Source organism: Agrobacterium sp. 20P9.1.2, assembly GCF_057799395.1.
In genome coordinates this window covers 78,699-104,809 of record NZ_JBYOKI010000011.1, presented here as the reverse complement: position 1 = coordinate 104,809, position 26,111 = coordinate 78,699, and the positions used below count along the sequence as shown (strand labels likewise).

General features: G+C 56.5%; 30 protein-coding genes and 2 pseudogenes. 17 read left to right on the top strand and 15 right to left on the bottom strand.

Going from position 1 to position 26,111, the window contains the following annotated elements:
• Positions 1-371: 371 nt before the first annotated feature.
• The 4 genes from AC27VJ_RS22400 (at position 372) to AC27VJ_RS22385 (ending at position 5,523) form a co-directional block, all read left to right on the top strand.
• Positions 372-1,229 (top strand): sensor histidine kinase, encoded by an 858-nt coding sequence (locus tag AC27VJ_RS22400; RefSeq protein ID WP_488685881.1) that lies wholly within the window; start codon positions 372-374, stop codon positions 1,227-1,229.
• Positions 1,230-1,259: 30 nt separating this feature from the next.
• The gene (locus tag AC27VJ_RS22395) at positions 1,260-1,634 is read left to right on the top strand and encodes a response regulator (RefSeq protein ID WP_488685880.1); all 375 of its coding nucleotides are present in this window, start codon (positions 1,260-1,262) and stop codon (positions 1,632-1,634) included.
• Between the two features lie 140 nt (positions 1,635-1,774).
• Positions 1,775-2,239 carry a sigma-70 family RNA polymerase sigma factor gene (locus AC27VJ_RS22390; protein ID WP_488685879.1) on the top strand — a complete coding sequence of 155 codons (465 nt, stop codon included), beginning with the start codon at positions 1,775-1,777 and terminating at the stop codon, positions 2,237-2,239.
• Positions 2,240-2,370: 131 nt separating this feature from the next.
• Positions 2,371-5,523, top strand: coding sequence for a hybrid sensor histidine kinase/response regulator (locus AC27VJ_RS22385; protein ID WP_488685877.1), 3,153 nt, complete (start codon positions 2,371-2,373; stop codon positions 5,521-5,523).
• A 313-nt stretch (positions 5,524-5,836) separates the two neighbouring features.
• Here AC27VJ_RS22385 and AC27VJ_RS22380 read toward each other — a convergent pair whose 3' ends face one another.
• Complete coding sequence (locus tag AC27VJ_RS22380; RefSeq protein ID WP_488685876.1) at positions 5,837-6,514, bottom strand: SOS response-associated peptidase; 678 nt, start codon at positions 6,512-6,514, stop codon at positions 5,837-5,839.
• A gap of 9 nt (positions 6,515-6,523) precedes the next feature.
• Positions 6,524-8,590, bottom strand: coding sequence for an ATP-dependent helicase (locus AC27VJ_RS22375; RefSeq protein WP_488685875.1), 2,067 nt, complete (start codon positions 8,588-8,590; stop codon positions 6,524-6,526).
• A gap of 192 nt (positions 8,591-8,782) precedes the next feature.
• On the opposite strand from AC27VJ_RS22375, the gene AC27VJ_RS22370 reads away from it, so the two are divergent.
• The 3 genes from AC27VJ_RS22370 to AC27VJ_RS22360 all read left to right on the top strand — a co-directional run bounded on the left by AC27VJ_RS22370 (position 8,783) and on the right by AC27VJ_RS22360 (position 10,264).
• A complete protein-coding gene (locus tag AC27VJ_RS22370; protein ID WP_488685874.1) occupies positions 8,783-9,094 on the top strand; it encodes a hypothetical protein in 312 nt (103 codons plus the stop codon).
• Between the two features lie 148 nt (positions 9,095-9,242).
• Positions 9,243-10,043: an exodeoxyribonuclease III gene (gene xth, locus AC27VJ_RS22365; RefSeq protein WP_488685887.1), complete on the top strand. Its 801-nt coding sequence runs from the start codon at positions 9,243-9,245 to the stop codon at positions 10,041-10,043.
• Positions 10,040-10,264 carry a hypothetical protein gene (locus AC27VJ_RS22360; RefSeq protein ID WP_488685873.1) on the top strand — a complete coding sequence of 75 codons (225 nt, stop codon included), beginning with the start codon at positions 10,040-10,042 and terminating at the stop codon, positions 10,262-10,264. The genes xth and AC27VJ_RS22360 overlap by 4 nt, the downstream gene beginning before the upstream one ends.
• Before the next feature lie 49 nt (positions 10,265-10,313).
• On the opposite strand, the gene budC is transcribed toward AC27VJ_RS22360, so the two are convergent.
• A complete protein-coding gene (budC, locus tag AC27VJ_RS22355) occupies positions 10,314-11,075 on the bottom strand; it encodes a meso-2,3-butanediol dehydrogenase (protein ID WP_488685872.1) in 762 nt (253 codons plus the stop codon).
• Between the two features lie 187 nt (positions 11,076-11,262).
• Here budC and AC27VJ_RS22350 point away from each other — a divergent pair, with 187 nt between their 5' ends.
• Complete coding sequence (locus AC27VJ_RS22350) at positions 11,263-12,057, top strand: alpha/beta hydrolase (protein WP_488685871.1); 795 nt, start codon at positions 11,263-11,265, stop codon at positions 12,055-12,057.
• A gap of 143 nt (positions 12,058-12,200) precedes the next feature.
• Here AC27VJ_RS22350 and AC27VJ_RS22345 read toward each other — a convergent pair whose 3' ends face one another.
• The 4 genes from AC27VJ_RS22345 to AC27VJ_RS22330 all read right to left on the bottom strand — a co-directional run bounded on the left by AC27VJ_RS22345 (position 12,201) and on the right by AC27VJ_RS22330 (position 14,858).
• Positions 12,201-12,452 (bottom strand): PRC-barrel domain containing protein, encoded by a 252-nt coding sequence (locus AC27VJ_RS22345; RefSeq protein ID WP_488685870.1) that lies wholly within the window; start codon positions 12,450-12,452, stop codon positions 12,201-12,203.
• 144 nt (positions 12,453-12,596) lie between these two features.
• A complete protein-coding gene (locus tag AC27VJ_RS22340) occupies positions 12,597-12,926 on the bottom strand; it encodes a GCG_CRPN prefix-to-repeats domain-containing protein (protein ID WP_113171232.1) in 330 nt (109 codons plus the stop codon).
• 304 nt (positions 12,927-13,230) lie between these two features.
• Positions 13,231-13,863, bottom strand: a complete 633-nt coding sequence (locus tag AC27VJ_RS22335) for a hypothetical protein (RefSeq protein ID WP_488685886.1) — start codon at positions 13,861-13,863, stop codon at positions 13,231-13,233.
• A 77-nt stretch (positions 13,864-13,940) separates the two neighbouring features.
• The gene (locus tag AC27VJ_RS22330) at positions 13,941-14,858 is read right to left on the bottom strand and encodes a LysR family transcriptional regulator (RefSeq protein WP_488685869.1); all 918 of its coding nucleotides are present in this window, start codon (positions 14,856-14,858) and stop codon (positions 13,941-13,943) included.
• A 92-nt stretch (positions 14,859-14,950) separates the two neighbouring features.
• Here AC27VJ_RS22330 and AC27VJ_RS22325 point away from each other — a divergent pair, with 92 nt between their 5' ends.
• Both AC27VJ_RS22325 and AC27VJ_RS22320 read left to right on the top strand, forming a co-directional pair.
• Complete coding sequence (locus tag AC27VJ_RS22325) at positions 14,951-15,967, top strand: NADP-dependent oxidoreductase (protein WP_488685868.1); 1,017 nt, start codon at positions 14,951-14,953, stop codon at positions 15,965-15,967.
• 187 nt (positions 15,968-16,154) lie between these two features.
• Positions 16,155-16,511, top strand: coding sequence for a cupin domain-containing protein (locus tag AC27VJ_RS22320; RefSeq protein ID WP_113085895.1), 357 nt, complete (start codon positions 16,155-16,157; stop codon positions 16,509-16,511).
• Positions 16,512-16,558: 47 nt separating this feature from the next.
• Here the strand turns inward: AC27VJ_RS22320 and AC27VJ_RS22315 are convergent, their stop codons facing one another.
• Positions 16,559-17,449, bottom strand: a complete 891-nt coding sequence (locus AC27VJ_RS22315; protein WP_488685867.1) for a LysR family transcriptional regulator — start codon at positions 17,447-17,449, stop codon at positions 16,559-16,561.
• 114 nt (positions 17,450-17,563) lie between these two features.
• Between AC27VJ_RS22315 and AC27VJ_RS22310 the strand changes: the two genes are divergently transcribed.
• On the top strand, positions 17,564-18,433 hold the full coding sequence (locus AC27VJ_RS22310; protein ID WP_488685866.1) for an SDR family oxidoreductase: 870 nt from the start codon (positions 17,564-17,566) through the stop codon (positions 18,431-18,433).
• 90 nt (positions 18,434-18,523) lie between these two features.
• On the top strand, positions 18,524-19,591 hold the full coding sequence (locus AC27VJ_RS22305) for an alkene reductase (protein WP_488685865.1): 1,068 nt from the start codon (positions 18,524-18,526) through the stop codon (positions 19,589-19,591).
• A gap of 85 nt (positions 19,592-19,676) precedes the next feature.
• Here the strand turns inward: AC27VJ_RS22305 and AC27VJ_RS22300 are convergent, their stop codons facing one another.
• The gene (locus AC27VJ_RS22300) at positions 19,677-20,084 is read right to left on the bottom strand and encodes a helix-turn-helix transcriptional regulator (RefSeq protein ID WP_488685864.1); all 408 of its coding nucleotides are present in this window, start codon (positions 20,082-20,084) and stop codon (positions 19,677-19,679) included.
• 2 nt (positions 20,085-20,086) lie between these two features.
• Positions 20,087-20,572, bottom strand: coding sequence for an AraC family ligand binding domain-containing protein (locus tag AC27VJ_RS22295; RefSeq protein WP_488685863.1), 486 nt, complete (start codon positions 20,570-20,572; stop codon positions 20,087-20,089).
• On the opposite strand from AC27VJ_RS22295, the gene AC27VJ_RS22290 reads away from it, so the two are divergent.
• A complete protein-coding gene (locus AC27VJ_RS22290; RefSeq protein WP_488685862.1) occupies positions 20,571-20,978 on the top strand; it encodes a DUF2000 family protein in 408 nt (135 codons plus the stop codon). The genes AC27VJ_RS22295 and AC27VJ_RS22290 overlap by 2 nt on opposite strands.
• A 119-nt stretch (positions 20,979-21,097) precedes the next feature.
• On the opposite strand, the gene AC27VJ_RS22285 is transcribed toward AC27VJ_RS22290, so the two are convergent.
• From AC27VJ_RS22285 to AC27VJ_RS22275, 3 genes and pseudogenes are all read right to left on the bottom strand, one after another.
• On the bottom strand, positions 21,098-21,286 hold the full coding sequence (locus AC27VJ_RS22285; protein ID WP_488685861.1) for a DUF1810 family protein: 189 nt from the start codon (positions 21,284-21,286) through the stop codon (positions 21,098-21,100).
• A gap of 25 nt (positions 21,287-21,311) precedes the next feature.
• Positions 21,312-21,425: a DUF1810 family protein gene (locus AC27VJ_RS22280; RefSeq protein WP_488685860.1), complete on the bottom strand. Its 114-nt coding sequence runs from the start codon at positions 21,423-21,425 to the stop codon at positions 21,312-21,314.
• A gap of 266 nt (positions 21,426-21,691) precedes the next feature.
• Positions 21,692-22,765 (bottom strand): annotated as a pseudogene (locus AC27VJ_RS22275) (cytosine deaminase); the annotation flags it as partial.
• An 8-nt stretch (positions 22,766-22,773) separates the two neighbouring features.
• Here AC27VJ_RS22275 and AC27VJ_RS22270 point away from each other — a divergent pair.
• A complete protein-coding gene (locus tag AC27VJ_RS22270) occupies positions 22,774-22,944 on the top strand; it encodes a hypothetical protein (RefSeq protein WP_488685859.1) in 171 nt (56 codons plus the stop codon).
• A gap of 86 nt (positions 22,945-23,030) precedes the next feature.
• On the top strand, positions 23,031-23,822 hold the full coding sequence (locus AC27VJ_RS22265) for a transporter substrate-binding domain-containing protein (RefSeq protein WP_488685858.1): 792 nt from the start codon (positions 23,031-23,033) through the stop codon (positions 23,820-23,822).
• A 37-nt stretch (positions 23,823-23,859) separates the two neighbouring features.
• Here the strand turns inward: AC27VJ_RS22265 and AC27VJ_RS22260 are convergent, their stop codons facing one another.
• Complete coding sequence (locus AC27VJ_RS22260) at positions 23,860-23,997, bottom strand: hypothetical protein (RefSeq protein WP_488685857.1); 138 nt, start codon at positions 23,995-23,997, stop codon at positions 23,860-23,862.
• Between the two features lie 130 nt (positions 23,998-24,127).
• On the opposite strand from AC27VJ_RS22260, the pseudogene AC27VJ_RS22255 reads away from it, so the two are divergent.
• A pseudogene (locus tag AC27VJ_RS22255) lies at positions 24,128-24,916 on the top strand (COG3904 family protein).
• Positions 24,917-25,088: 172 nt separating this feature from the next.
• On the opposite strand, the gene AC27VJ_RS22250 reads toward AC27VJ_RS22255, so the two are convergent.
• Positions 25,089-25,700: a TetR/AcrR family transcriptional regulator gene (locus AC27VJ_RS22250; RefSeq protein WP_488685856.1), complete on the bottom strand. Its 612-nt coding sequence runs from the start codon at positions 25,698-25,700 to the stop codon at positions 25,089-25,091.
• A 136-nt stretch (positions 25,701-25,836) separates the two neighbouring features.
• On the opposite strand from AC27VJ_RS22250, the gene AC27VJ_RS22245 reads away from it, so the two are divergent.
• Positions 25,837-26,103 (top strand): hypothetical protein, encoded by a 267-nt coding sequence (locus tag AC27VJ_RS22245; protein ID WP_488685855.1) that lies wholly within the window; start codon positions 25,837-25,839, stop codon positions 26,101-26,103.
• The last annotated feature ends 8 nt before the right edge of the window (positions 26,104-26,111 follow it).

Genomic DNA, 26,111 nt, shown 5'->3' with positions numbered 1-26,111 from the left:
GTCCAAAATATCTAATAGGTGAGGGGGTTCTGAAGAACTCCGGGGAAAATCGTTTTTGCGTGCGACTATGAAGACAGAACAGATTTGGGAAAATGTAAGGACTAGCCATCAAAAACAATTTCTATCAGGTGGCGGCCGTATGGGCGACGCTATCCTTGCGTTCAATTGGACAAAAACTTCAGTTGGACCAATTCACCAATGGCCCCAGTCGCTACGCTCCGTCGTTCAGATGGCCGTTTTCAGCAAACAGGCAATCTGTCTTTTTTGGGGACGCGACCTCAACATAATTTACAACGATGCCTATGCGCCCATTCTTGGAATCAAAGAGCCAACAGCGCTTGGCGCACCACTCGAGCAGTTATGGTCGGAGTTTGGAACGACAAGCACCAATCGTTCAAATTGCATTGGCAGGCAAAGGGACTTGGCACGATAACCTGCCGCTCATGATGCTGAGGAAAGGCATTCCAGAAGAGACGTTTTGGTCATTTTCTTACAGCCCTCTCTACGATGATACCGGTCATTTGGCCGGCCTCATCAACATTACAACGGAAACAACGTCGACCGTTCAGAACAAGGCGTTTTTGGAAGAAAGCATTGATGCTGCCAAACACCAGATCCAGATACAGGCCAAAATGGATGCGCAACAAAGGGTCGTTCAAAGAGAGATGGCGCATCGCATCAAAAACATCCTTTCGATGACGAAGGCCGTTGTGTCGCAAACCTTGCGTCACTCAACGAGCCTGAACGAAGCAGACGAAACGATTTCGAAACGCATCATCGCGCTGTCGAATGCGCAAGACGTTCTCACCAATGCGCAGTTCGGCGATGCCGATATCGGAACGCTTATCAGAGAGGTTCTAAGCCCGCACACATCAGGGGCTAATCGAATCCACCTGACTGGTCCAAATGTCACCGTTCCGTCTCAGGCTGCTCTCGGCATGGCTCTGGCCATCCACGAGTTAGCAACCAATGCGACGAAATACGGTGCGCTCTCGAACGATGCTGGACGGGTCAGCCTCCATTGGAGGACAGGTCCCGACAGCGCTTTTTTCATGGAATGGCTTGAGACAGGTGGCCCTGTTGTCATCCCACCCAATCGAGCTGGTTTTGGTTCTCGCCTGATGAAACGGATCGTGCCAGGTTACTTTTCCGGCACGGGTGAGAGTTATTTCGATCAGACAGGTTTTCGTTATGTCTTGTCAGGTACCTTGATATCGGCTGACGAATGAACTAATGGCACATCGGCTGGTTAGGCATGGATGGAACATGTAATTAGGCACTGCATTCTGATTGTTGAAGATGAACCTCTTCTACGGATCGATACTGTCGATATGATGGAGGACGAGGGGTTTAACACCTTAGAAGCAGCAAGTGCCGACACAGCACTTCCTTTGCTCGAAAGTGATAACGCAATTACAGTACTTTGTACCGACATCGACATGCCTGGCTCAATGGACGGTTTGGCCTTGGCGCAAATTGTTAGGCACCGCTGGCCGAAGGTCGCAATCGTTGTGGCATCAGGACACCATCACCCTGACGAAACAGAGCTTCCAGATAGGAGCCTTTTCGTGCCTAAACCATATTCGCGGTCAGCGATCTTGGACGCGCTGAAAGCGGCAACTTCAGTAGTCTGATCTTATAGGTTGGCTGCAGCGTTCCTGCGCCTATGGTCGCTTGCACCGGGCTCTCACACTTCTGGCAGCCGAACAGCACTCTCGAGATGGAACGATAAAACCGGTCACGGCTTTTATCTTTAACTTTCGAGGAGGCTTATATGCGTGCGGAGTTAAGCATTCACCAGGAGATCGTGTCATTCATCCCCGCGCTCTATCGATTTGGCTCACGTTTTCATAAAAATAAGAGTGATCTCGATGATCTCGTCCAAGACACTTTGCTTAGGGCTTTGAAGGCCTCCCCTTCTTTTCGAGTCAATACCAACCTCAATTCTTGGTTGTTTACAATCATGCGGAACACGCATTACTTGAATTATAGCAAAGCGAAACGCGTAACAGTCAAGTCTGACAGCGTTGAGCACCTTATGCCAGCCACGCCACCTGAACAAGAATGGGTTGTTCGAAAGGGCGAACTGGACCGCGCACTTGCTGTTATGCCGGGGGTCTATCGGGAAGTATTTCATTTTGTCGTAGAAGACGGGGACCCTTACGATGTGGCTGCGGCGAAATGCGCAATTTCCGTTGGTACCGTAAAGAGCCGGGTAAACCGCGCCAAACACTTCTAGCAAAACACATGGGTGACTGTTTCAAACGCTGCGCTCATCTGAGATGCACTTCGGGAGGTAATACAAGGAAGTAGATATTCCAGATTGTGCCATTTATTGACACGGCCTACATCCCCGTGGCAACCATAATCATGGCCCAACGTTTATCGCGCAATGTTTCACTGACCCCCGAGCTCGAGGGTTTCATCAACGACAGCTTGGCAACAGGCGATTACGCCAATGCCAGCGAGGTGGTGCGTGCTGCTCTTTGCAGTCTGAGGGATGGCGGCCCTTCGACTTTTCAGGTGCTAAAGACTTGGCCAATAGGCGGCGGTGAGTGCGGCGAAATGATCCGCTCCAAGGACTGGCGTAAAACCATGGCCGGTCCCATCGAAGGATGGAGCGGCGAGATGCGGGCGACGGTGGCAAACATCGTCAACTCGCCTGTCGCCAAGGTTTTGATGTGGGGACCGCACCATGTAATGATTTACAACGATGCCTATCGGGAAATTGCTGGCGAACGTCATCCGATGGCACTCGGCACTCCTGTCGCTGCCGCATTTCCAGAGGTCTGGGACTGGAACCGCCCGATCCTCGAAGCTGGACTGCGTGGAGAAACAGTTTCCCACCGCGACCAACCTATCGTCTTCAACCGGTCGCATGGCCCCGTCACCCTCTATCTCGATCTGTTCTATACGCCCGTTTACGACGCTGACGGTCATGTCGGCGGCGTCATGTGCACCATTGTTGACAATAGCGCCCGCGTTATCGCCGAAAGGCGGCTTGAAGAGCGTGAGGCAGAACTGCGGCGTGTGACGGATGCGGTGCCGATGCTGATCTCCTATGTGGACCAGGATCATGTTTATCGATTTGCCAACGGCACGTATCGGGATTGGTTTGGCGTAGAGCCGGGCAGCATGATTGGCCGCCACGTCCGCGATGTCATCGGTGACGCAGCCTATCACGATCGCCGGGCGTCGATCGCTCAAGGGTTGGCGGGGGAAACAATCGTTGCTGAAACCGACATGAGACATGCGGACGGCGGGACCCGCCGGCTGGAGATACGCTATGTCCCACATATAGAGCCAGATGGTTCGGTTCCAGGCGTGCACATCCTGGGCATTGACGTCGAGGAGCGAGCACAACGTGAAGCCGCCGTTGCCATCAGCAACGGCCGGTTTCGAACCGCCATGGATGCAGTTCATGGCGTCCTTTGGACCAATAGCGCCGATGGCCGGATGATTGGCGAGCAGCATGGTTGGGCGACGCTCACAGGTCAAACCCCGGAAGAATATCAGGGTTATGGTTGGTCTAATGCAGTGCATCCTGACGATGTCGCGGCCACGGTCGAAGCCTGGCAGGCCGCTGTCACAGCCAAAAGCATGTTCGTCCATGAGCACCGCGTGCAGCGACACGATGGTGCGTGGCGACAGTATGCCATTCGAGGGCTTCCCATTCTCGATACAGCCGGAAAAATCGTCGAATGGGTCGGTGTCCACACCGATATCACCCATCAACGTGCGGCAGAGGCCGCTTTGCGCGAACAGGCGGAAGCGCTTGCTCGTCAGGTGCGTCATCGTGAACGCGCAGAAGAGCAACTGCGTCACGTCAATGAAAATCTCGAGGCGCGGGTCATTGCAGAAATCGATGAACGGCGTCAGGCGGAAGCCAAGCTTGCGCAGTCCCAGAAAATGGAAACCGTCGGCAAGTTGACCGGCGGGGTGGCGCACGACTTTAACAATCTTCTCCAGGTCGTCTCGGGCAATCTGCAGCTTCTTGCCAAGGATATTGCTGGCAACGAGCGCGCAGAAACCCGTGTTGCCAACGCGATGGCGGGTGTCTCCCGTGGCTCGAAGCTGGCGAGCCAGCTTCTGGCCTTCGGTCGTCGCCAGGCGCTTGAGCCAAAGGTTGTCAATATCAGCCGGTTCGTGCGCGGCATGGATGACATGCTGCGCCGAGCCATAGGCGAGGCGATCGAGGTTGAAACTGTTGTAACCGGCGGACTATGGAACACATTCATCGATCCCGCGCAGGTGGAAAACGCACTGCTCAACCTGGCCATTAATGCGCGCGATGCGATGGATGGCCGCGGCAAGCTGACAATCGAGCTCGCCAATGCCCATCTCGATGATGCCTACGCGCGCTCACATGACGAAGTCACACCTGGCCAGTATGTCATGCTCGCAGTTAGCGACACCGGATCCGGCATGTCTGCGGAAATAATCGGGAAGGTGTTCGAACCGTTCTTTTCGACGAAAGCCGAAGGAAAGGGATCTGGTCTTGGATTGTCCATGGTCTACGGCTTCGTCAAGCAATCGGGCGGTCACATCAAAATCTATTCGGAAGTTGGCGAAGGCACCACCATCAAGCTTTACCTTCCCCGCGCCCTCCAGTCCGAGGACGTCGAGGTGGCCATAGATACGGGCCCGATCGCAGGTGGCACAGAAACTGTTCTCGTGGTCGAGGATGACGATGCCGTTCGCGAAACCGTGGTCGCGCTGCTTTCTGATCTGGGCTACCGGGTGTTGAAATCCGTCGATGCATCGAGCGCCCTCAACGTCATCGAGAGTGGTATTCCAATCGATATGTTGTTCACCGATGTCGTCATGCCAGGCGCGCTCAAAAGCCCCGAACTCGCCCGCAAAGCTCGCGAGCGCCTGCCCAATATCACGGTGCTGTTCACATCAGGCTATACCGAGAATTCGATTGTCCATGGTGGCAAACTCGACGCAGGCGTCGAGCTTCTATCAAAACCCTACACCCGCGAAGCACTTGCGCGAAAATTCCGGTCTCTTTTGGGGAAAGACAAGCAACAGGCCGTTCCGGCGGATGCGCAGCAGCAACCAATGCCAGCACAGGCCGTCATCCCGACCGCACCATTGGTCACCGCACAGCTAACGGTCTTGCTTGTGGAGGACGACGCGCTGATCCGTATGAACACGGCTGAAATTCTGCAGGATGCAGGTTATATCGTGGTGGAGGCAGCCAGCGCAGAAGAGGCGATGGCAGCACTGGAAACGGTACCGTTTGATGTCCTCGTCACCGACGTCAATCTTCCGGGAGCTTCTGGTCCAGAGCTTGCCAGTCGTGCCAGAACAGTGCGGCCATCAGCAGCAATTGTCTTTGCGACGGGAGACACCTCCAGCGTAGCGTCGGAAATGGGTGCAGGGATACTCGCGAAGCCATATGACGCGGAAGCGCTGGTAGGTGCCATTCAATCGACATCGTCAAAGCATTTAGGGATGGGCGGTCTGATCATGTCTGTATCGGAAGGGGTTGCTTCTGGCGAGGAAGTCGACGACTGATCGATTGGAGAGCGTTCGGCAGTATGGCTTAGGAATACAGTATCTGATTTGCTCGATCCGTTTGTCGAGTGTCTAAATTTCGAACGTTTCCTCTTAGCGCAGAGCTGTGCTCTTTTTTGAGGTGCCCGCAACGTGACCGCCGTCGGCACTTTTCTAGTTCCGACCGTGAGCACTCTGCTCTTCCGAGGCGTAGAAGGCGTCCATATTCACGCGAATGACTCGGCGAACCTGCAAGTGAGGTGCTTACCGCTGTCCTTAAGCGTTCCGGAGAAATTGATCCGCTCCCTAGTCGGGCAGAAACTACACGATCTACTCACAGCAAAAGACCTTCTCCCTGCAGGTCTGGCCTTGGCTCCGGGGGCACGATGACCAGCATGTTGCCGGGCAGGGGCCTCTGAAGGTGGCGTGCCCCGTCCCAAGGTGCCGTCAGCCACGTATCGACTTCTTCCGGCGTTGTCAGGATCGCTGGCATGGCCTTTTCGTGGATGGGTGAGACGATCTCGTTTGGCGACGTCGTCAGGAAGCCGAACAGCTCGTACTCCTGCTCTCCGTCTCTGACCTTTCGTATGCCTTTCCAGGGTGTCCAAAAGCCCGCAAAGAACATCAACGGTTTGGTGGCATCTTTGGCAAACCAGGCATTCGGGACGCGTCCGCCGCCGACTTTGCTTGCAGGATCCGGTTCCGCAAAGGACGTTAAGGGAACGACGCACCGACTGGTCGGTCCGAGCCACCGCCGCCAATGTGGAGAGCCGACGTTGCGGATATTGGTGACGCCGGGATCGTAGTTCTTCACGTAGGCCGGAGGTGAAGGCATGCCCCATGTTGCCCGGACAATCTCTCTTTGACCATCCTCGGCAACGCGGACAATGGGAGCCTGGTAGCCGGGGTAGACGTCGAAGCTTGCCTCGTTCCACCCTGCCAGATCGCGGAATGCCCGTGTAAACTGCAGGACGGCGTCACGTGTCGTGGTCACGTTATAGAGATTGCACATCGGTCGCTCCTATTTCCACATGCCGCGCATGCGTGCGCCGACGTCGATGCGGATCTGCTGAGCACTGCGTTCAGATGCTGCGGCCGAGACTTTCGGCCAGGCCATCGGTTCGAAGTACTGCAGCAATGTCGCAGGAATGAACCTGGACCGTGATGCATAAACGTGCCGATCACCCTGCGAGTTCTGCCCGTGAGTGAAAAACCGCTGCGGAGTGATGAGCGACAGGCTGTCCTTGGCGCGCGTCATGCCGACATAGAGCAGACGCCGTTCCTCCTCGATCTCCTGCGTCGTTCCTGTCCCCAGGTCCGATGGTATGCAGCCATCGACAACATTGAGCATGAAGACGGAACGCCATTCCTGTCCTTTGGCCGAGTGGATAGTCGACAGGATGAGATAGTCTTCATCGAGCAGCGGTACGCCCGCCTGATCGCTGGTGGCATCCGGCGGGTCGAGCGTCAGTTCGGTCAGGAAGCGTTCGCGCGAGGGATAGCCGCTGGCAATCTGTTCGAGCTGCAAAAGGTCCGCCTTGCGAGTATCGGCGTCTTCATGGATGCGGTCGAGATGGGGTTCGTACCAGAGACGGGCCTGCGCGATATCCGATGGCCAGTCTTCCTGCGTTTTGCGAAGCCCTCCCAGCAATTGAACGAACGACGTCCAGTCCTCGCCAGTCTTCGGTGGTGGCGGAATTTCCGCGAGTGCTAGGAGTGGTTCGGGGTCGGAGGCGATAGTGTCGAGAATGGTGCCAGCTTTTTTGGGACCGATGCCCGGCAACATTTGCAGAAGTCGAAAGCCTGCGACACGGTCCCGCGGGTTCTGGGCGAAGCGCAGCACAGCCAGCATGTCCTTCACATGGGCGCTGTCCAAAAACTTCAGGCCACCGAACTTGACGAAGGGGATATTGCGACGGGTGAGTTCAACTTCAAGCGTTCCGCTGTGACTGGACGTCCGGAACAAGACCGCCTGCTGTTTCAGCGTCATGCCAGTCTCACGATTGGCCAGCACCTGCTCGACAATGAAACTGGCCTGTTCGGTCTCGTCCCTGACAGTGACGAGTTTGGGTCGCTCGAGCGACTCCCGTTCGGTCCACAGGTTCTTGGTGAAACGCTCGCGCGCCAGTTCGATCACGCCATTGGCTGCCGCCAGAATGGGCTGGGTGGAGCGGTAATTGCGATCAAGTGTGATGACATCAGCGGCAGGGCTGAAAGATGTTGGAAAGTCGAGAATGTTGCGAACCGTCGCGGCCCGGAACGAGTAGATCGACTGGGCATCGTCACCGACGACGGTCAAGCCGCGGCCGCCGGGCTTGAGCGCCATCAGGACAGACGACTGGAGTTTGTTGGTATCCTGATATTCATCGACCATGACATGATCAAAGCGATTACCGATATCGTCGGCGAGATCGGGATCGCTGACCATCTGCGCCCAGTAGAGCAGGAGATCATCGTAATCGAGAACGTTCTGCGCCTGCTTGGCCTCCACGTAAGCTCCGAACAATTCCTTCAACTGTTCTTCCCAAGTGGCGACCCATGGATAGTGCTGCCGCAGGATCTCGTTCAGCGGCGTCTCCGAATTGACTGCGCGTGAATAGATCGCAAGACAGGTGCCCTTGGTCGGGAAGCGGCTCTCTGTTTTGGAAAATCCGAGCTCGTGCCGCACGAGGTTCATCAGGTCGGCGCTGTCTTCCCGATCATGGATGGTGAAATCCAAGTTGAGACCGATCTGCTCGGCATACATCCGCAGCAGTCTCGCACCGATACCGTGGAATGTACCGGACCAAGCGAGGGCGTCTGTCAGAACACCCGCATTGGCACCCAGAACCTTGCGGCAGATGCGCTCGACGCGGCGGGCCATTTCGGATGCGGCTCTGCGCGAAAAGGTCATCAGGAGAATACGTCGCGGGTCCGCACCATTGACGATGAGATGTGCCACCCGGTGTGCGAGCGTGTTGGTCTTACCGGAGCCTGCACCTGCAATGATCAACAGCGGCCCTGCTGTGTTGCCCTCAGCCAGTCCAACGCCATGCTCTACGGCCTTGCGCTGCTGCTCGTTCAGTTTTTCCAGATAGGCGACGGCCATAAGAGCTCACTTGATGCACGGAGTGAAGAGATGACCTCACGAACAAATGCGGAACATATATTGTCACTGGATGATTTGGAAGGTCATTTTTCATATCTCTAAACAATCATTCATCCTGAGAGCTGTTGGTTCGAACTAACCATGAGCCGAGGCGTTGAGGTCTCTGAGAACTAGAAATGGGAGGGTAGAATCATGGCTGACGACAGCACCACCACAATCCGAGCGACATTTGATACACGCTCTGCCTCCGATCTTGCAGTGGAGCACCTTGTCCAGCAGCACGGGATCTCGCGTCCTGACATCTTCATTCAGTCAGCCACTGCAGAGAACACATCAGGGTCAGTTGCGTCTGGTGCCGATGTCTCGAAAAGCGGTGCGGTGCGCGACGATGCCCCTCTCGAAGGGGAAATCGAAGTGTCCGCAGACATCCCGTCCGACAAGATTTCCGCAGTCCAGCGTAGTCTCGGAGAGGCTGGGGCACTTCGCGTATCGGGCGCTGCATGAAGTGGTCCCGAGTTGGGGAGCGGGGGGATTCGATGGCGAACAATCTCAGCAAGTGCCGATCCAAACGCTTTCTTGCACCAACCGGCGATCCGAGTGGAGGAGTTGAGTTTGGGATGACCAGGGTGGTTGCAAGCGCTGACATATGTCGGTGAAACTCGCCACCTATAACGTCAACGGCATCAACGGTCGCCTCGACATCCTCCTTCGTTGGCTAGATGAGGCGAAACCAGATATCGTTTGCCTGCAGGAACTGAAGGCACCCTCGAACAAATTTCCATGCAAAGAATTAAAGCGCGCAGGCTACGGTGCGATCTGGCAAGGGCAGAAAGCTTGGAACGGTGTCGCCATCCTTGCTCGAGGCCAAGAACCGCTTGAGACGAGACGCGGGTTGCCTGGCGATCACGACGACGACCAAAGTCGGTACATCGAGGCTGTCATCGACGGAATGGTTATCGGATGCCTCTACCTGCCAAACGGCAATCCAGTCCCAGGTCCGAAGTTCCAGTACAAGTTAGACTGGTTTCGGCGACTGCATTCCTACGCGAAAGAACTGTTCGAGCTCGGGGTATCTGTAGCTCTCGTTGGCGATTTTAACGTCATGCCGACCGATCTCGATGTCTACAAACCGGAGCGCTGGCTCGACGACGCGCTGTTTCGGCCAGAGGTCAAAGCAGCTTATGCGGAGCTAGTCGCGCAAGGTTGGACGGATGCCATACGGCATCTCCATCCGACCGAACGCGTCTATACCTTCTGGGCATATTTTTGGAACGCATATGCCCGCGACGCCGGACTTCGGATTGACCACTTTCTGCTGAGCCCGGATCTCGCCGGAAAGCTCGTGAAGGCCGAAGTCGACAAGCATGTCCGTGGCTGGGAGCACACCAGCGATCACGCGCCTGTCTGGATTGAACTGGCCGAGAAAACCTTCAAACAAAGGAGAAAAAGATGACCGATGATTGGAAACGTGAGGTTCGCTCCAAGCTCGAAGAGCTGGTCGATGGTCTCGTTGCGAACGGCGTCAGTTATGAGGACGCTTGCAGTGTCATGGTCGTGGAGGTGAACAGCCTGCTTGTCGCACATGAGTACGATCCAGATCCCGCGGATGATGATGTGCTCGAGGAGCCGGCCAACGACTGGCCAGCGGCGGAAGACAAACGACCTGTAGATTGAAGGTTTGTGGCGGCCCCGGAGGATAATCCCGCAGGGGCCGTTCGACATCTTACTGAGGCGGCTGACCGTTCGACGCCGACATTCCGCCGTCGACGGGCAGGTTGACGCCTGTCACGAACCGAGCGTCGTCGCTTGCGAGGAATGCGATCACCGCCGCAACGTCTTCTGGTTCGCCAGGGCCTTTGAGCGCGAAGCGTTCGTTGAATTTCGCGATCAACTTGTCGTCGTCCATCATGTCCTCGGTCATCCCGGTGCGCGTCAGGCTCGGGCATACCGCGTTGACCCTGATGCCGTCCTTCCCGTAGTCCATGGCCATCGCCCGCGTGAGGTTGGTGATGGCACCCTTGGCGGCATTGTATGCCGCCATACCCCAGTCACCACCTGTGCCCGATACGGAGCTGACGTTAATGATGGAGCCGCGCGACGACTTCAGATGTGGGATGGCCGCACGGCAGGCGTAGAACACGCCATCCACATCTGTCGCCATGACCGTGCGCCAATCATCTGTGGTGAGGGTGCCGACATCGCCTTGGGCGACAACACCAGCATTGTTGACAAGAACATCCAGGCGCCCGAACTTTTCGACCGTCCGAGAGATCAGGTCTCTCACGTCACCGTCATTCGATATGTCAGCCTCAGTGAGCAGAACCCGATCTTCAGGATAAGGCTTGGCGACATCGTCAAGCTTTTCCCTCGTGCGGCCGACCAGGGTCACCATCGCGCCCTCGCTGAGGAAACGCTCCGCCGTTGCCTTGCCTATTCCTGAACCAGCGCCAGTCACGACGACAACCTTGTCTGCAAATCGCTGCATTGAAATCTCCTTGAATGTGCTGTGGTGCCTATTCTGAAACGGGACATGTGCGGGGTTGTTCCCGGCGCAGAGGTCTTGGCGATTGGAGGCAGACAAATGGCAATAACGAGATTGTCAGTGGCGGCGTAGCGCTGGAGCGGAACGAACGTTCCGAGTGGCGGTTGAGGAGATGCAACAGGAAAGTCCCATGACGCCCGCAAATCTAACGGCCATCTTCTTCGTATTCGTCATATTCGTTGGCGCAATCTGCGTCGCTGCAAGTCCTGGTGTTGTAATGGCTGCGGACACCGGACCCCGAATTGTGTCGTCCAAGGTCGACCCTGCGGCAAAACCCTTGCAGATGGTGCAGGCAGAAAGCATCTCCAGATCGACCGCTTCTCGAGTAGGAATGCGTGCGGATCATCTGGTGATCCTGTTCCAAGGCATCCGGGGGCGGGGGGCGGTGATGGAAGCGCTCGGGAACTCTTGGCAGGCTACGCTGCCGGACACAGTATTCGTTGCGCCAGACGCGCCGTTCGCGCACAAGTCAGGTGGTCGTCAATGGTTTGCAGTCGATGACCAGATCATGCGCCCCGAGCGGATAGACGCCGCGCGTCGAGCGTTCGACAGGGTGGTCTCTGAAATTGTCAAACGTGAGGGGTTCGAAGACGCGATGGACCGAGTGGCGTTCGTCGGGGTCTCTCAAGGCGCCATCATGGCGCTGGATGGAGTGGCATCGGGTCGTTGGAAGGTCGGCGCTCTTGTCACCTTTGCCGGACTGTTGCCTTTGCCGCCGACGTCGTCCTTACCACAGACGAAAATTCTGATGATGCATGGTGCAGAGGACAAGACAATTCCACCGGCGGCGACAACTGTCGCGTCTGGCCAACTGCGATCGGCGGGCTTCACGGTGACGTCTAAAATCTATCCTGGGGTCGGTCACACCATATCGTCGGAGGAGGCAAAGGATGCCGTCATCTTCCTTCGCGAGGGCTTCGAATAAAGCATAATCGGGAAGTCGGGTCGCTATTTCTTGATTGGTTCGTTCTGGCCACGGAAAAAGCGGCAGGTATGGGGTCCGATTGAGACCGGACCCCGACAACATCAGTGGTGATGTTCTGGCATCTCTTTTAACTGGTCTTTCGTTCACGACGTCACAGCATGAACATCGCCATCCTCGTCGCGCATGAAATCAAGATCGCTCAGCGCGACCGCTACTGGCTTGGCGCCGATTCCGAGGAAGCCGCCAACGTCGATGATGGCTTGGCCGCCTGTTCCGCCATGCACATGATCGACCTTTCCAACCTTATGGTCATCTGCGCCATATACGGTTGCACCTTCCAGAATTTCTGGGGTCAGCTCTGTCGTCGATAGGCGAACGTGGTTTGTATGATCCATTGGTGTTCCTCCTTTGTGGATGATCACGTAACGGCATCACAGGCCTCTGGTTCCCTAAGAAGGAAAAGCTTTAATTGACCCCTGACGAACGGCTCTTCCGACGCTCTCACGCTGTGTGTTTATATTTGCGCGAGCATCCAGGCACTACCACCTGTAGTCACGGTATTCATGTCGCCCACGCCATTCGCGTCGGTCGTAGTAGTCGCGGCGTTCTCGCCATTCGCGACGATCGCGCCATTCTCGTCTGGCTTCCCAGCGGTCACGTCTATCCCACCGATCGCGATACTCACGTGGAGGGCCATTCGGTCGGCAATAGCCGCGTGGTGAAAGGTGGAAGCCGCGTCCGCAAGCGTAGTCTACCTTCTGCACGTCTGAGGCCGAGGGGACAGATGGACGAACTGACGGCATCGCGTTGGCGACGTTGGCAAGCAGACTACCTAGAATTATTCCCGCGCTGAAAATTATCTTGCGCATCTTACATCACTCCGTTGAGGGTGATGTGATTTAGCGACCCGCACCGTGAACCATGCCTGAATGAACTTTGACGTTTTCGTGGCGTTGCGAGCTGCGGAAGATTTCCGGATGCGACCAACGTGCGGCGGAACCTACTCCGAACCAGGGAGTGCGGGGGAGGTGAGACTGGTGCCCACTTGCGGGATATCCGTAGTCAATCCTCTACGGGATGGCATCTATCGGTAAGTTCGAAAGGTTTCGCGCTGACGCGAGCGCAGGATGCCTAAGACAACTGACTTGAGCGCCACCGCGCTAGGAAACAAATCTAACGAAGCAGTCCGTCGACGTCGAACTCTTCCCAGCCGCCGAGCTTTGGGGGCGTATCCTTGGCGTCGTCTTTAGACTTCTTAGACCTCTTTGCAGCCTCCCTCTTGAGCGACCGCGTCAGCTTCGCTTGATACGTAGCCCGTTGCCTATTTTCAGCTTTTGCCTCGGCATCTTCCACCCGCCATTCTTCCGCGGCCCCTCGGTCGAGAAGATCTTCCACGACCTTGGGGTCAAAGACATGGAATGTAATCTGACGAGCGCGTCCGTTCAGTCTGACGGTCCTCGTACCGGCGCTCGGCAGACGACCGTCTGCAAGCCAACGATGTCGTTCGCTGGTCTTGATGGTCAGGATGTCCTCGATTTCGCGCGGAATGACCGGTAACGTTCCGGCTTCCGCCACCACTTTCGCGACGATAGCCGCTGCCGCGTTGAATGAGGTCGTTTCGTTGGCCGTCATCGCCAGTGTGAGATCGACGCCCTCCAGCGAGATCGACTTTTTAGAGATCGCAGGCAGCCTTGCTTGTATTTCCTGAAGAACGCCTTTCGCCCGAACGGCCGACCCCATTGTTACGGTGGCTGGCAGGGTCCATGTCCTGATCAGTTCGATATCATCTTTTTCACGCTTCGGCATGTCGCACAAATGGTGGCTCATCGCTTTCAAGTCAACGAGCCTGTTTACAGCAGACGAGGAACTATAACTGATCTTGCTTATCCCTCCCTCTTACCGAAACTCTCCATCAACATGCTGAGGAAAGCTCTCACAGCAGGGTTGGTCCGGCGGCTTTCCGGCCAAACGGCTGTGATGTTGTGACGTTCAACAGAGAAATCGGATAGGACAGGGATCAGTTGACCACGGGCTACCCATGGCGCTGCCATGAAGCTCGTCGCCATTCCTATTCCCGCTCCCGCTGCGATCGTTGCTACGACAGCCTCGCTCGCGTCGACTATGATTGCCGACGACGGTATGATCTCGATTTCTCGCTCTTTGAGTTGGAACGACCAGCGAAATAACTGCCCGCTGCTCTGATAGCGCAGGTTGACCGTCTGATGCTGCTGAAGATGATCGGGATGGGTTGGCGTACCATTCGTGGCCAGATACTCCGGGGAGGCGTAGCAGCAAAGCAGATGCGGAGAAAGTTTCCGTGATAGAAGCTGGGAGTCGGGAAGGTCGCCGATGCGAACAGCCAGATCTATTCCCTCTTCGATGAGGTCAACCCTCTGATCATTCAGTCTGAGATCGATCGAAACCTTTGGATGACGTGCGCGAAACCTGGGCAGCAAAGGTGCGATGACATGCAGACCTATCGGCAGAGAAGCGGCAATGCGCAACGTTCCCGCCGGTTCGGAGCGCGCGGCCTTTGCGGCCTGCTCGATGTCCTCAGCATCCCGCAGCAGCCGCAATGCGCGTTCATGCAGGTCACGTCCTTCATTGGTGAGGGTAAGAGATCGCGTCGTTCGGGTGAACAGCGAAACGCCAAGGTGGCTTTCCAGTCGCTGGACGCTTTTACTGACCGCTGACGGCGAGATCGCGAGCGATCGCGCTGCCGCCGTATAGCTGCCCAGCGATCCGGCGCGCGCAAAGGCGATCAAGCCGGTCAAACGTTCGATTCCTATTTGTTCCTTCATGGCACTATTAAAGCGAAATGGAGCGCTATTATCAATCACAAAGGATGGGCGTACATCTGATCAATGAAATCATACTTTTGAAAGAGTTCGATATGACTGAGATGATGAAAGCAGTCCGCCTGCACGAATTTGGTGGCACAGAGGTCCTGCGTTACGAAGAGGCTCCACGGCCTGTTGCCGATCAGGGCGAGGTTCTTGTCCGGGTGCGTGCGGCAAGTCTCAATCCCCCTGATCTTTATTTGCGCGACGGCTATCGCGCGCTCCCGCCCGAGTGGCGACCCAGCCCCGTCTTTCCATTGATCTTGGGAACAGACATCTCCGGTAACGTCACCGCAGTCGGGGACGATGTCCAAGCATTCGGCGTCGGTGACGAGGTCTATGGAATGGTGCGTTTCCCCCACGATCTCATGACCGGCAGCAATGCCTATGCCGACTATGTCAAAGTCCCAGCCTCGGATCTCGCGCTGAAACCTAAAGGTATCGATCATGTGCAGGCCGCCGCCGCTCCAATGTCACTGCTGACGGCATGGCAGTTTCTCGTAGAGCTTGGCCACGATGAACCGAATCCGTTCCAGGATTTCCACCATGCACCGGCTCCGCTCAAGGGAAAGACCGTGCTGGTGAATGGCGCTGCTGGTGGGGTCGGACACCTGATGGTTCAGGTGGCAAAATGGAAGGGCGCCCGCGTGATTGCAGTTGCTTCCGGAAGGCACGAGGCGCTTCTCGCCAATCTCGGCGCAGACGCATTCATCGACTATACGAAGCAGTCAGCCGAGAGGGTCATTCGGGATGTCGATTTGGTAATCGACGCGGTTGGTGGCTCCAACATGGAGCGCTTCCTGAATGTCATCAAAAAAGGTGGCGCGCTCTATCTGGTCAATCCGCTCGGCTTCTCTGGCCATGAAGAGGCTGAACGACGCGGGATCGTCGTCTCAACGGCTCAGGTGCGTTCCAATGGTGCACAATTGGCGCAGGCAGGTCGTCCGCTCGATAACGGCACGATCCGGGTGGTGATCGACAGCACGTTTCCAATGGCTGCGGCCTGCGCTGCCCATGATCGGGCAGGGCGAGGAAGCATGCAGGGAAAGGTCGTCCTCGTTAACGAGTGACGATGCTCCGCTCTGGAAAAGGCTCCGCCATCTGAAGCTTTTCCACAACACTTCTGCAGGAAACCAGTTGCGCTTGCACGATCGTTCAATACCCAGTGCGACTTCTGGCATAACTGTTGTGCTGACTTGCTTTGATTGAATTGCCTTCCTTCGTCGCGGTCGCTTTCAAGCCAACAAAGGATAGCAAATGGAATCCATCAATCTCGACGAGAAGCTTAGCCTGTTTTCAGGTCACTGGGACCCGCATGTGATCGCCGATTACAACGAGAACGATGTGATGGTCGTGAAGTTCAAGGGCGAATATCCGTTCCACAAGCATGACACGACTGATGACTTCTTCCTTGTGTTGGAGGGAGAGATGGAACTCGACATCGAAGGCGAGCCGTCCCGAACAGTGAGAGCTGGCGAGCTGATTGTCGTTCCCAAGGGCGTGGTACATCGACCACGGGCTAGAGACGAGGTGAAGGTTCTCTTGATAGAACCGAAGGGCGAACCGAACTCAGGCGATTCCGGGCGCGCACCAGCGCTCAAACCTCGTCTCTAAATAGGCTGCTTTCGCTTGGATATGCCAAGCGGTGTCGACGCCGTACGTCAGCTCAAATAGGCAGCGAGTTCTTCCGGGGTTCCTTGCGGAAAGGCTTCTTTAAGATAATCGAGAAAGGCTGATACGCGCGCGCTGAGCAGACGCCGCGAAGGATAGAGCGCCCAAAGCGCCGTTTCAGCGCCTTCGACATCGCCCCAGTGGTTGAGACGACCGGAGGCGATGTCTTTGCTGACCAAAGAAAGCGGCAGCCGTGCGACGCCCGCACCCATCAAGACCGCATCCCGCAGCATCGTGTTCGACGACATGCCAAGCACCGGCGTGGTCGCAAGCTTTGCAGACCCTGAATCCGTCACGACAGTCCAGGTGTCTGGCTTGCCGATCAAACTGCGAACCACTGATGGCACTGCCTTATCCGGCTCCGGCCAGGCGAGGCCTGGAGCAGCGACAATGACCTGTCGGTCACGCAGAAAGGGCCGACCAACGAGGTTGATATCGGGTTGAGGATTGACGCGGATGACAAGATCGTAAGCCTCCTCGATCATATCCACCGCGCGATCTTCCACGACGATCTCGACCCGCATCTCGGGATGTTTCAGCACAAAGCCTGCCGCCAGCTTTCCCAAGGCCGCCTGCGCAAACATGAGCGGTGCGCTGATGCGCAGACGTCCACGTGGTGATTGCCCCCCTGACGCGATGGCGGTTGCGGTTTCTTCTAGCTCCGTCAGCAGTTGCGTAGTCCGCTCGAACAGGGCGCGTCCTTCTTCCGTCAGCTTCAAGTCCCGTGCCCCCCTTTCGAAAAGCCGAAGATCGAGGCTCGCCTCAAGATCGGCGACGCGTCGGGATAGTGTGGCTTTTGGCCGCCCGGCATGGCGCGCTGCTTTGCCGAACCCGCCATGCCTAGCAACGAGGTTGAAATCCGCCAGTGCGAGCAAATCCATGTGTTCCACCTGTGAGACGATGCGTCCAGAAATGAGGTCTATTTGAGGAAATTTGGATCATCTAACTTTGGAGATGTCAACAGCGCCCTAGCGGCCTCACAAGGAGCTACATTCATGACCATTCTCGTAATCGGTGCCAGCGGCCGTGTTGGCCGCCACGTCGTAAACCAACTCATTGAACGCAACGTCAAGATTCGTGTTCTGACGCGCGACGCCGCGAAGGCAAACTTTCCGGAGGGCGTCGAGATTGCCCAGGGCGAATTGCTCGACCTCGATGCTCTTCGCGAGGCATTCAAAGGTGTCCGCACCTTGTTCCTTCTCAATGCTGTCACGGGCGACGAGTTCACTCAGGCTCTCATCACCCTCAACATTGCCAAAGAGGTGGGTGTCGAACGCGTCGTTTATCTCTCGGTGTTTAACGCCGAAAACTCCGTCAACGTCCCGCATTTTGCTGTGAAGGCGGGTGGCGAACGTATGCTGAGCGAGATAGGATTCAGCGCCACGATTCTGCGCCCAACCTACTTCATCGACAACGAGATCATGATCAAGGATGTCGTTCTCAATCACGGCGTCTATCCAATGCCGATCGGCTCCAAGGGCGTTGCCATGGTCGATGCCCGCGATATTGCCGAAGTGGCGGCCATCGAGTTGATCCGCCGCGATCAGGCCTCCGAACTCTTGCCAGTCGAAACGATCAATCTTGTCGGTCCCGACACGCTCACGGGAGCAAAGGTGGCTGCGATCTGGTCCGAAGTCCTCAATCGCGAGATCGTTTATGGCGGCGATGATCCGAGCGGTTTCGAACAGAACATGGCGAGCTTCATGCCAAAGTGGACCGCTTATGAAATGCGTTTGATGGCAGAACGCTACGTGACCGACGGCATGATCCCGAATGAAGGCGATGTCGAACGGCTTGTGGCGATGCTGAAGCGCCCCCTGCACAGCTACCGTGAGTTTGCGGAGAGCCTTGCTTCGGCCAGCTAACAAGACCGACGGACAGCCAAGCCAAATTACTGAACTGCAACTGGCGAGGAGGCTCGCCAGCTACCCCTACACCTTTCACCGGAGAATCTCATGACCGATATCTGGAGCCCATTCACACTTGGCGGGATTACCCTGCCGCATCGTCTGGCCATGGCACCGATGACCCGCAGCCGCGCGAAGCCTGACGGAACACCCGGCGACCTCGCGCCGGAATATTACGCACAGCGAGCATCGCTCGGGCTACTGATTAGCGAAGGAACCCAGCCGTCTGACGATGGCCAAGGGTACCTGGCGACCCCTGGTATATATACTGACGAGCACGTCGCTGGCTGGCGCAAGGTCACTGACGCCGTCCATGCGGCAGATGGGCGCCTATTCATACAGCTCATGCATGTCGGCAGACGGTCTCACCCTGATAACACGCCACATCATCGCCAGCCCGTTGCACCTTCCGCAATCGCGTCCGGAGATTCCATGTTCACGATGAGCGGGATGCAGCCAGTGTCACAACCTCGCGCACTGGAAACAGAGGAGGTCCAGCAGACGATTGCGGATTTTGCCTATGCCGCAAAGCGCGCTATCGAAGCCGGTGCAGATGGCGTCGAAATCCATGGCGCGAACGGCTATCTGGTGCACCAGTTCCTCGCCTCGGACAGCAACCATCGCACCGATCAGTACGGTGGCACGATGAAAAAACGGGCGCGGTTTGCTATTGATGTCGTGCGCGCGGTGGTCGATGCCATTGGCCCACAGAAAACCGCCATCCGCCTTTCACCGGGTGTTGCGACGGGTGGTATCGCCGAAGGTCAGGATAATGACGATCTGTACCGCTATCTCGCTGTTGAATTCGGCAAGATGGGTTTGGCCTATATTCACATCCTCTATGCCCGCACAGATACCCTTTTAGAAGATATCCGCCAATCTTTCGATGGCCCTCTTATCCTCAACCGCCCCGGTCGTTTGCGTGAACAGATCGGTGTCGATGTGGCCGCGGGACTTGCCGATATCGAGGCGCTGGGCGTCATGGCGCTCGCCAACCCGGATCTTGTGCAGCGCCTCAAGACCGGCGCTCCGCTCAATGACGTGAGACCTGCTCTCTTTTATGCAGGCGGCGGCGCTGAAGGTTACACGGACTATCCCGTAATCGACGCAGCGTGATGCATAAGCGGGCGGATCGTATTCGCCCGCGATCGCCTTCACCAGGCTTGGTCGAGTCCGATGGCAGTTCAAATACAATCAAAACTCAGCCAGAGCTTGCAGAACGCATTGCCAGCCAGTGCCCTGGCGTCATGCCGAAGGCTTTGCGGAAATGGCGGGTAAAATGTGCCTGGTCGGCAAAGCCCGCATATGCTGCCGACTGCGCCAGACCTTTGCCAGCCGCGATAGACCGTTTCGCCAATTCCAGTCTGCGCATGATGAGGTATCGATGCGGACTGGTACCAAGCATTCTGCGAAACTGTCTGGCCAGTTCGTAACGGTCCAACCCAGACGCAGCTTCCAGTGCTTCTGAGTGAACGACTTCTGTGTGGTGGCTCTCGATGAAGTCGCGGGCCCGGAGGACCGCAGACTTTGCCGACCTTGCGATCGGTCTCGGCGAAGCACCTGCCTGACGAGAGAGCCCCGATGCCAGCCGCATCACGACGTCGTCCATGATCAGGTCACTTGGTCCTCGCTCAGATCGGCAAGAATCTCCGCCAGTGCCTGCCAGAGTCCGATGTCGGCAACGACCGGATCGGGAACGAATGGAAGGGCGTGACTGTAACCATCGACTGCGCCAATCAGGTCGGGAGGCAGGTAGATCATCCGACAGATCAACCCATCCTCGGTACCTGCAGCACCATCATGCAGCTCGTCGGGATGCAGCACGATCACGTTTCCGGGGCTGCTGAAACGCTCGGTCCCGCGATAGCGGAATGTCTGTACGCCGTGGAGCGTCAGCCCCAACGCAAAGGTGTCGTGACGATGCGGCGAAAATGCATTGCCATGAAACCGGGCTTCGATCCGCTCGACACCATGTGAGGGCGTGGCGACACGCATGCCGTCGGCAAATCCGACCTTGCACGAACGTTCAAGACCGCCCGCCTTGCTCGGAGCTAGGTCTTCTTTTCCCTCGATACCCTGAATGGAGTTCAACCGCATGTTCGACACCAAGATCGCAATCGTTATCCGCAATGACCTCGCAACATGGCAGAAGTTGAACGTCTCCGCCTTCCTGACCAGCGGCATCGTTGCACAGACACCAGCCATCATCGGCGAACCATATCGGGATGCGGATGGTCATGTCTACAATCCCATGACGATCCAGCCAATCGTGGTCCTCGCCGCAGACCAAGATGCGCTGCGCGCGATCCATAGGCGGGTCCTCGACCGCGACGTTACAGCCTCGGCTTATATCGAGGAGATGTTTTCAACAGGGCACGACGCTGCCAACAGGGAGGTGTTCGCCCATTTCGGCCCACACAATTCGAAACTGGTAGGACTGGCACTTAGAGCCGAAAAGAAGGTCGTCGATAAGATCGTAAAGGGAGCAAAAATGCATCCTTGACGTATCGGAATTCAGGTTTGGGCACCGCGATGCCGTTGAAATAGCTTTGCGCGGAAGCTAATTCACGCGGCCGAGTTTCAGTTGAAGTCTAACTTTTGCAAAAGTCGGTAAGCGTCTGATCATCCATCGTTCTTCAATGCTGCGAGCTTGGCTTGATCGCCTTCGCTCCCATTAAAAACGTGAAGGGCGGTCTCGAATGACGAACCACTCTGGGCGGCGATGCCAAATAACGTCACGCTGGAATGAAACTTGAGGTCATCAGGAGAGCCAAGAATTTCACGTGCACTGAGGCGGGGATGGCTGAGCATGACGCGCGTGCACCTCCAAACCGGGTCAAAGAACCGGATGTTTCAAGTAGGCTTCTGCTTCAGAACGTCCAGAAATCGCGTAAAGGCGGGCAGTTACCGATCGACCAAGTCCGTGAATTTGCGGAAAGATAAACCACATCCAGTACGACTTCTTTCGGCCGTCAAGCAGCTTACGCAAGCCTCTGGTGTAAATTAAAGTGCAGATCGTCGCACGAAGCATTCTTCAGCCGGCAAACCGGCTGAGTTATGGTTCGACAAAACGCTACTGCCAGAAAACCAGGATGCACCGCCTCGCCAGGTAGTTTCAAATCGCAATAGAGAGAAAACATACTGAATTTCAGTGGTTTAGGCTTCGACATCTAGGTGTCTCTGGTTCTGATCTTTGCAAGGCAATCAATACACACCTTAAGTTTCAGGACTCCTACTCGGCACGTAATCGCAACCAGGGTCGATGCTTGATGGTCGGCCGTCGATAAACAGTTCTCCGATACGGGGCGCGCTTCGGGATATCACCTTGCCATTTTTGAGCACGAACAAGCGGGTTGGTTTCAACCGCAGGGCCTCCGTCACATCGGCTGCCTGCAGGATGATGAGATCTGCGTGACATCCGACTTCCAATCCGTAGCCCTCAAGCCCCATGGTCTTCGCGGAGTTGACGGTCAGACCTTCAAAAATTCTCTGTTTGTCTTCAATGCCACCCATCTGGGCAACGTGAATGGCCATGTGTCCAACTTCCAGCATATCCGCGGAGCCCATTGAGTACCACGGGTCCATCATGCAATCCTGACCGAAGGAGACGTTGAGACCGGCGGCCATTAATTCTCGCACGCGCGTCATGCCTCGGCGTTTCGGGTAGGTGTCATGGCGACCTTGGAGCATGATGTTGATCAGCGGATTGGGGATCACATTGATCTCGGCTTCCGCCATCAGTGGAATGAGCTTGGAAACGTAGTAATTGTCCATCGAATGCATCGAGGTCAGATGGGAGCCAGCGACACGGCCCTGTAGACCGTAGCGCACAGTCTCATTGGCAAGCGTCTCGATATGTCGCGACATGGGGTCGTCGGTCTCGTCGCAGTGAATGTCGACCGGAAGGCCGCGTTCGGCGGCGATGCGGCAGAGCGCTTCGAGCGAACGTCGTCCATCGTCCATGGTGCGTTCGAAATGTGGAATTCCGCCGACGATATCAATGCCCATGTCCAGCGCGCGTTCCAGTGATGCCTCACCATCTTTGGCACGGTAATAGCCATCCTGAGGAAAGGCGACGAGCTGTAATGTAATATAGGGTGCTACGCGCTCGCGTACCTCGATCAGCGCCTCTGCCGTCACAAGCCGCGTATCGGACGTATCGACGTGACTGCGGATGAACAGCAAGCCCTGACTGACGGCCAGATCGCAATAGCGAAGCGCGCGCTCGACAACGGCCTCTTTAGTCAGGGTCGGGCGTAACTCACCCCACAGCGCAATACCCTCCAGCAACCTCGCTTTTGTCGACCGTGACCGTGGTGGAACTGACGCTCTATGCGCAGACGCTGATTGCCTCCACCTTCCGCCCGTTCGAGTTCTACATCGCAGTTGCGCTGATCTATCTGGCTTTGACAACGATCCTCACCACGCTCGCCTCCTGGCTTGAGCGCCGTTACGCCAATCTCTCGTGATCGCTGCGACGTGGTCTTATGAAATCACGGGCATCGACCGGTGCCTTTGAACAGTGAATGCACAACAACAATAAGGGAACTGAAACATGAAATTCAAATCTCTGATCGTGGCCGCCGCCGCCGCCTTCGCTACCCTCGCCATTACCCCTAGTGCTAATGCCGCCGATCTGGAGCTGTTGCAGCCGGGCAAGCTCATGGTTGCCACCGAAGGCACCTATGCGCCTTTCAGCATGCGTGCGCCGGATGGTAAGCTGGACGGTCTCGAAATCCGCGTGATGCAGGAGGTCGCAAAGCGGCTGAACCTTGAATACACGCCTGTCCTGATCAAATGGGATTCGCTTCTGGTCGGCCTTCAGGCAGATCAGTATGACGTCATCAGCGCAGCTATGGACATCACCGAAGCACGCCAGAAGCAGGTGACATTCTCCAATGGCTGGCTGGAATCCGGCGGCCGTGTCGTCACTGCCAAGGATTCTCCGATCAAGACTGCGGCTGACCTGAAGGGAAAGCCCGTCGGCGCACTGGTTTCCTCGTCCTGGACGAAGATCGCCGAGGAAAACGGCGCCACCGTCAAGGGTTACAAGGCTGAATCCGACGCCATGCAGGATCTGGTCAACGGCAATGTCGATGCGGTCATCACCGATTCCATCGCTGCGGCCTATGCCATTAAATCTGGCGGCTTGCCGCTGGCGATGACTGATGATTACGTCAGCCATGTCCAGAAGGGTTTCGCCTTCAAGATGGGCAAGCCGCATCTGGTCGAAGCGGTCAACAAGGCACTGGCCGACATGGTCAGCGATGGCACCTATGCCAAGCTGACAAGCGATCTGGTCGGCTTCAACCCTGCACCAAAGGATCCGATCAAGACGATCAAATAAATCTTCTGAAGGACTATTAATACTGACTGTCTGAGAGCTAGTGGGCGGGCGCGCGGCGCCCGCCGTGGTGAATGGCGCAATCCGTCGGCAGGAAGAGACCATGCCGTTCGCCGAACGGATCACCGCGGCAGAACTGATGCAGACGCTGGCGATGCAGAAGGCCATAGCCGCTCAAGCGATGCCAGCTACAGAAGTGCAGCCACGGAAAATGCCATTGTCGAAGCTGAAGACGCAAAGGACGAGACGGAGGCCAACAACATCACCAGTCTCGGTCTCAACAAAACGCCGCGCAAAGGTCCGGCGTCATGAAACCGGCATCCGCGCTCAGGGCCTTGATCAGCATGGACGACGGCGTGCTGATGCGTGGCGCGTTCTACTTGCTGCTCGCGGCAGCCGCTGCCTTTCTTGTGAGCGATATCCGGGAGATCGGCACGGCCGAAGCGGCACGACCAAGTCTTGAAACGCTGCCGGACGTACCGACCTTTCTCCCACCGACGACCGCGCCAGGAGCGCCGGGCGCGCCGCCGGTCCAACCCTCGAGCCCGCAGGAAGTCTTGCGCAAGCCGATGACATTCAATCTTGTCTCGGTTGGGATGCTCGTTGCCGAAGGCACCATCGACCCCGGCGCAGCAGGCCGTTTTACCAGCGAAGTCGAGGCCCGTGGCGAGTATATCAAATTGCTTTCTTTAAACTCGCCGTGAGGTTCGGTCGATGATGCTATTGCGATGTCCAAGCTGATCGGGGAGAAGAATAAAGCCACGAAGGTTGCGGAAAAGGCGCTTTGTGCCTCTTCCTGCCCAATGGTCTTTGCCGGTGGTGTGACACGATTGGCCGAAAAAGATGCCGTGGTGGGCGTACATCAGGTGTGCAGTGGCGGCATTGAGCATCCTTCTCCGGAGCAGGCGATGTCCAGCGCTCAGGCAACCACCGCGCGCGTCGCGCGACATCTAGACGAAATGGGTATCGGCGCCGGCTTGTGGATCCATGCACTGGAGACCCCGCCCGCCCGGCTCTACTATCTCACGCCCGCAGAAATGTTGGAATGCCGACTGACGACCAGCATAACCCCAGTGGCTGGACCGAGCTCTGGCTGATGCTCGATCAGACATGTCCAGTCTCGGTAGCCATACTCGAAACGCCGGTTGATTGGGATAGTGTGAACCATATCTTGCGCTGGTAGAGCGGAACCACAACGCTGATTACTCGCAGCTTGAACATTGGCGCCGTCGCGCTCTCGAGATCATTTCCTCCGGGCCGCAGCCGAATTCAGGACGAAGCGTCTACACCGAGACCGAACGAGACCAGCGCAGCTTCACACGCGCGCGTAAACCGCATCGACGGGCCTTCCTTGCCGACGGCAAGTTTGCTGACGCGCGCGCCCTCCAACAGCATCGATAGCGTATCAGCCAGAAGTTCCGGATCGCTGACACCTGTCGAACGACAAAGATCGACGAGCCGGGAATGCTGTTCCATCTTCAATGTTTCTATTATCGCATGCGCCGGGTGTCCTTGCTCCTTCAGCTCGACGGCGGCATTGGCCAAATCACATCCATAAGGTTCGCTGGAAAGACATTGCGCGCGTGCTTTTACCCAAGCCGTAAGCTGAGCCCTGGGGTTGCCCGGATTCTCTGTTTCGAGATCTTCCCAGACCTTTTCGAGCGCCTGAGAACTGTGTTTTAGGGCTTCACATACGAGATCGTCCTTGGAGCCGAAATGTCGATACAACGTCATCTTGTTGGTCGAGGCGGCCTCCGCGATGGCATCAACACCTATGCCGCGAATCCCATGTTCGCGAAACAGTTGACAGGCCGTCGATACGATCCGGTCACGAGGTGCGATCTTCTGTTTGGTAGCATGATCAGATTTCTCGGGTTTCATTTTTATCCTGAAGCGGTGTTGACATGGGTGTGACCGGTCGGTAACTATTCGAATGTTACTTACTGGTAACACCCCACATTAGGCCTGTCAAGCAATCGGCCGCTGCAGGAGGGGGGCTGGTCGAAAGGAGACTGCGATGAACAACACGACAAACGAGATGACGCTTGCTGAAATCTTCGGCGATCCGCTGATCCTTGCGGTCATGCGAGCCGATGGCGTCACTTTGAATGAATTCAAAGAGTTGATGTATTCGGCAGCTACGTCTTTGAAGACACGAGATGGCACAGCACTTGTTGGCAAGCTCAGAACAACCGCCCCTACAGCTTCGTCCAAACGGACACTTGTAACGACCATGCAGCCTTTGTTCGGGCGTTCATTTGAAGCGTGCACTGTTAGTATGTAACTTGTGGA

What these genes read in the sequence shown, in the direction of transcription:
- AC27VJ_RS22395 (WP_488685880.1), top strand. Translation starts at nt 1,260, where the DNA reads ATGGAACATGTAATTAGGCACTGCATTCTGATTGTTGAAGATGAACCT.
- AC27VJ_RS22390 (WP_488685879.1), top strand. Translation starts at nt 1,775, where the DNA reads ATGCGTGCGGAGTTAAGCATTCACCAGGAGATCGTGTCATTCATCCCC.
- AC27VJ_RS22385 (WP_488685877.1), top strand. Translation starts at nt 2,371, where the DNA reads ATGGCCCAACGTTTATCGCGCAATGTTTCACTGACCCCCGAGCTCGAG.
- AC27VJ_RS22380 (WP_488685876.1), bottom strand. Translation starts at nt 6,514, where the DNA reads ATGTGCAATCTCTATAACGTGACCACGACACGTGACGCCGTCCTGCAG.
- AC27VJ_RS22375 (WP_488685875.1), bottom strand. Translation starts at nt 8,590, where the DNA reads ATGGCCGTCGCCTATCTGGAAAAACTGAACGAGCAGCAGCGCAAGGCC.
- AC27VJ_RS22370 (WP_488685874.1), top strand. Translation starts at nt 8,783, where the DNA reads ATGGCTGACGACAGCACCACCACAATCCGAGCGACATTTGATACACGC.
- AC27VJ_RS22360 (WP_488685873.1), top strand. Translation starts at nt 10,040, where the DNA reads ATGACCGATGATTGGAAACGTGAGGTTCGCTCCAAGCTCGAAGAGCTG.
- budC (WP_488685872.1), bottom strand. Translation starts at nt 11,075, where the DNA reads ATGCAGCGATTTGCAGACAAGGTTGTCGTCGTGACTGGCGCTGGTTCA.
- AC27VJ_RS22350 (WP_488685871.1), top strand. Translation starts at nt 11,263, where the DNA reads ATGACGCCCGCAAATCTAACGGCCATCTTCTTCGTATTCGTCATATTC.
- AC27VJ_RS22345 (WP_488685870.1), bottom strand. Translation starts at nt 12,452, where the DNA reads ATGGATCATACAAACCACGTTCGCCTATCGACGACAGAGCTGACCCCA.
- AC27VJ_RS22340 (WP_113171232.1), bottom strand. Translation starts at nt 12,926, where the DNA reads ATGCGCAAGATAATTTTCAGCGCGGGAATAATTCTAGGTAGTCTGCTT.
- AC27VJ_RS22335 (WP_488685886.1), bottom strand. Translation starts at nt 13,863, where the DNA reads ATGCCGAAGCGTGAAAAAGATGATATCGAACTGATCAGGACATGGACC.
- AC27VJ_RS22330 (WP_488685869.1), bottom strand. Translation starts at nt 14,858, where the DNA reads ATGAAGGAACAAATAGGAATCGAACGTTTGACCGGCTTGATCGCCTTT.
- AC27VJ_RS22325 (WP_488685868.1), top strand. Translation starts at nt 14,951, where the DNA reads ATGACTGAGATGATGAAAGCAGTCCGCCTGCACGAATTTGGTGGCACA.
- AC27VJ_RS22320 (WP_113085895.1), top strand. Translation starts at nt 16,155, where the DNA reads ATGGAATCCATCAATCTCGACGAGAAGCTTAGCCTGTTTTCAGGTCAC.
- AC27VJ_RS22315 (WP_488685867.1), bottom strand. Translation starts at nt 17,449, where the DNA reads ATGGATTTGCTCGCACTGGCGGATTTCAACCTCGTTGCTAGGCATGGC.
- AC27VJ_RS22310 (WP_488685866.1), top strand. Translation starts at nt 17,564, where the DNA reads ATGACCATTCTCGTAATCGGTGCCAGCGGCCGTGTTGGCCGCCACGTC.
- AC27VJ_RS22305 (WP_488685865.1), top strand. Translation starts at nt 18,524, where the DNA reads ATGACCGATATCTGGAGCCCATTCACACTTGGCGGGATTACCCTGCCG.
- AC27VJ_RS22300 (WP_488685864.1), bottom strand. Translation starts at nt 20,084, where the DNA reads ATGGACGACGTCGTGATGCGGCTGGCATCGGGGCTCTCTCGTCAGGCA.
- AC27VJ_RS22290 (WP_488685862.1), top strand. Translation starts at nt 20,571, where the DNA reads ATGTTCGACACCAAGATCGCAATCGTTATCCGCAATGACCTCGCAACA.
- AC27VJ_RS22295 (WP_488685863.1), bottom strand. Translation starts at nt 20,572, where the DNA reads ATGCGGTTGAACTCCATTCAGGGTATCGAGGGAAAAGAAGACCTAGCT.
- AC27VJ_RS22285 (WP_488685861.1), bottom strand. Translation starts at nt 21,286, where the DNA reads ATGCTCAGCCATCCCCGCCTCAGTGCACGTGAAATTCTTGGCTCTCCT.
- AC27VJ_RS22280 (WP_488685860.1), bottom strand. Translation starts at nt 21,425, where the DNA reads ATGTGGTTTATCTTTCCGCAAATTCACGGACTTGGTCGATCGGTAACT.
- AC27VJ_RS22265 (WP_488685858.1), top strand. Translation starts at nt 23,031, where the DNA reads ATGAAATTCAAATCTCTGATCGTGGCCGCCGCCGCCGCCTTCGCTACC.
- AC27VJ_RS22250 (WP_488685856.1), bottom strand. Translation starts at nt 25,700, where the DNA reads ATGAAACCCGAGAAATCTGATCATGCTACCAAACAGAAGATCGCACCT.
- AC27VJ_RS22245 (WP_488685855.1), top strand. Translation starts at nt 25,837, where the DNA reads ATGAACAACACGACAAACGAGATGACGCTTGCTGAAATCTTCGGCGAT.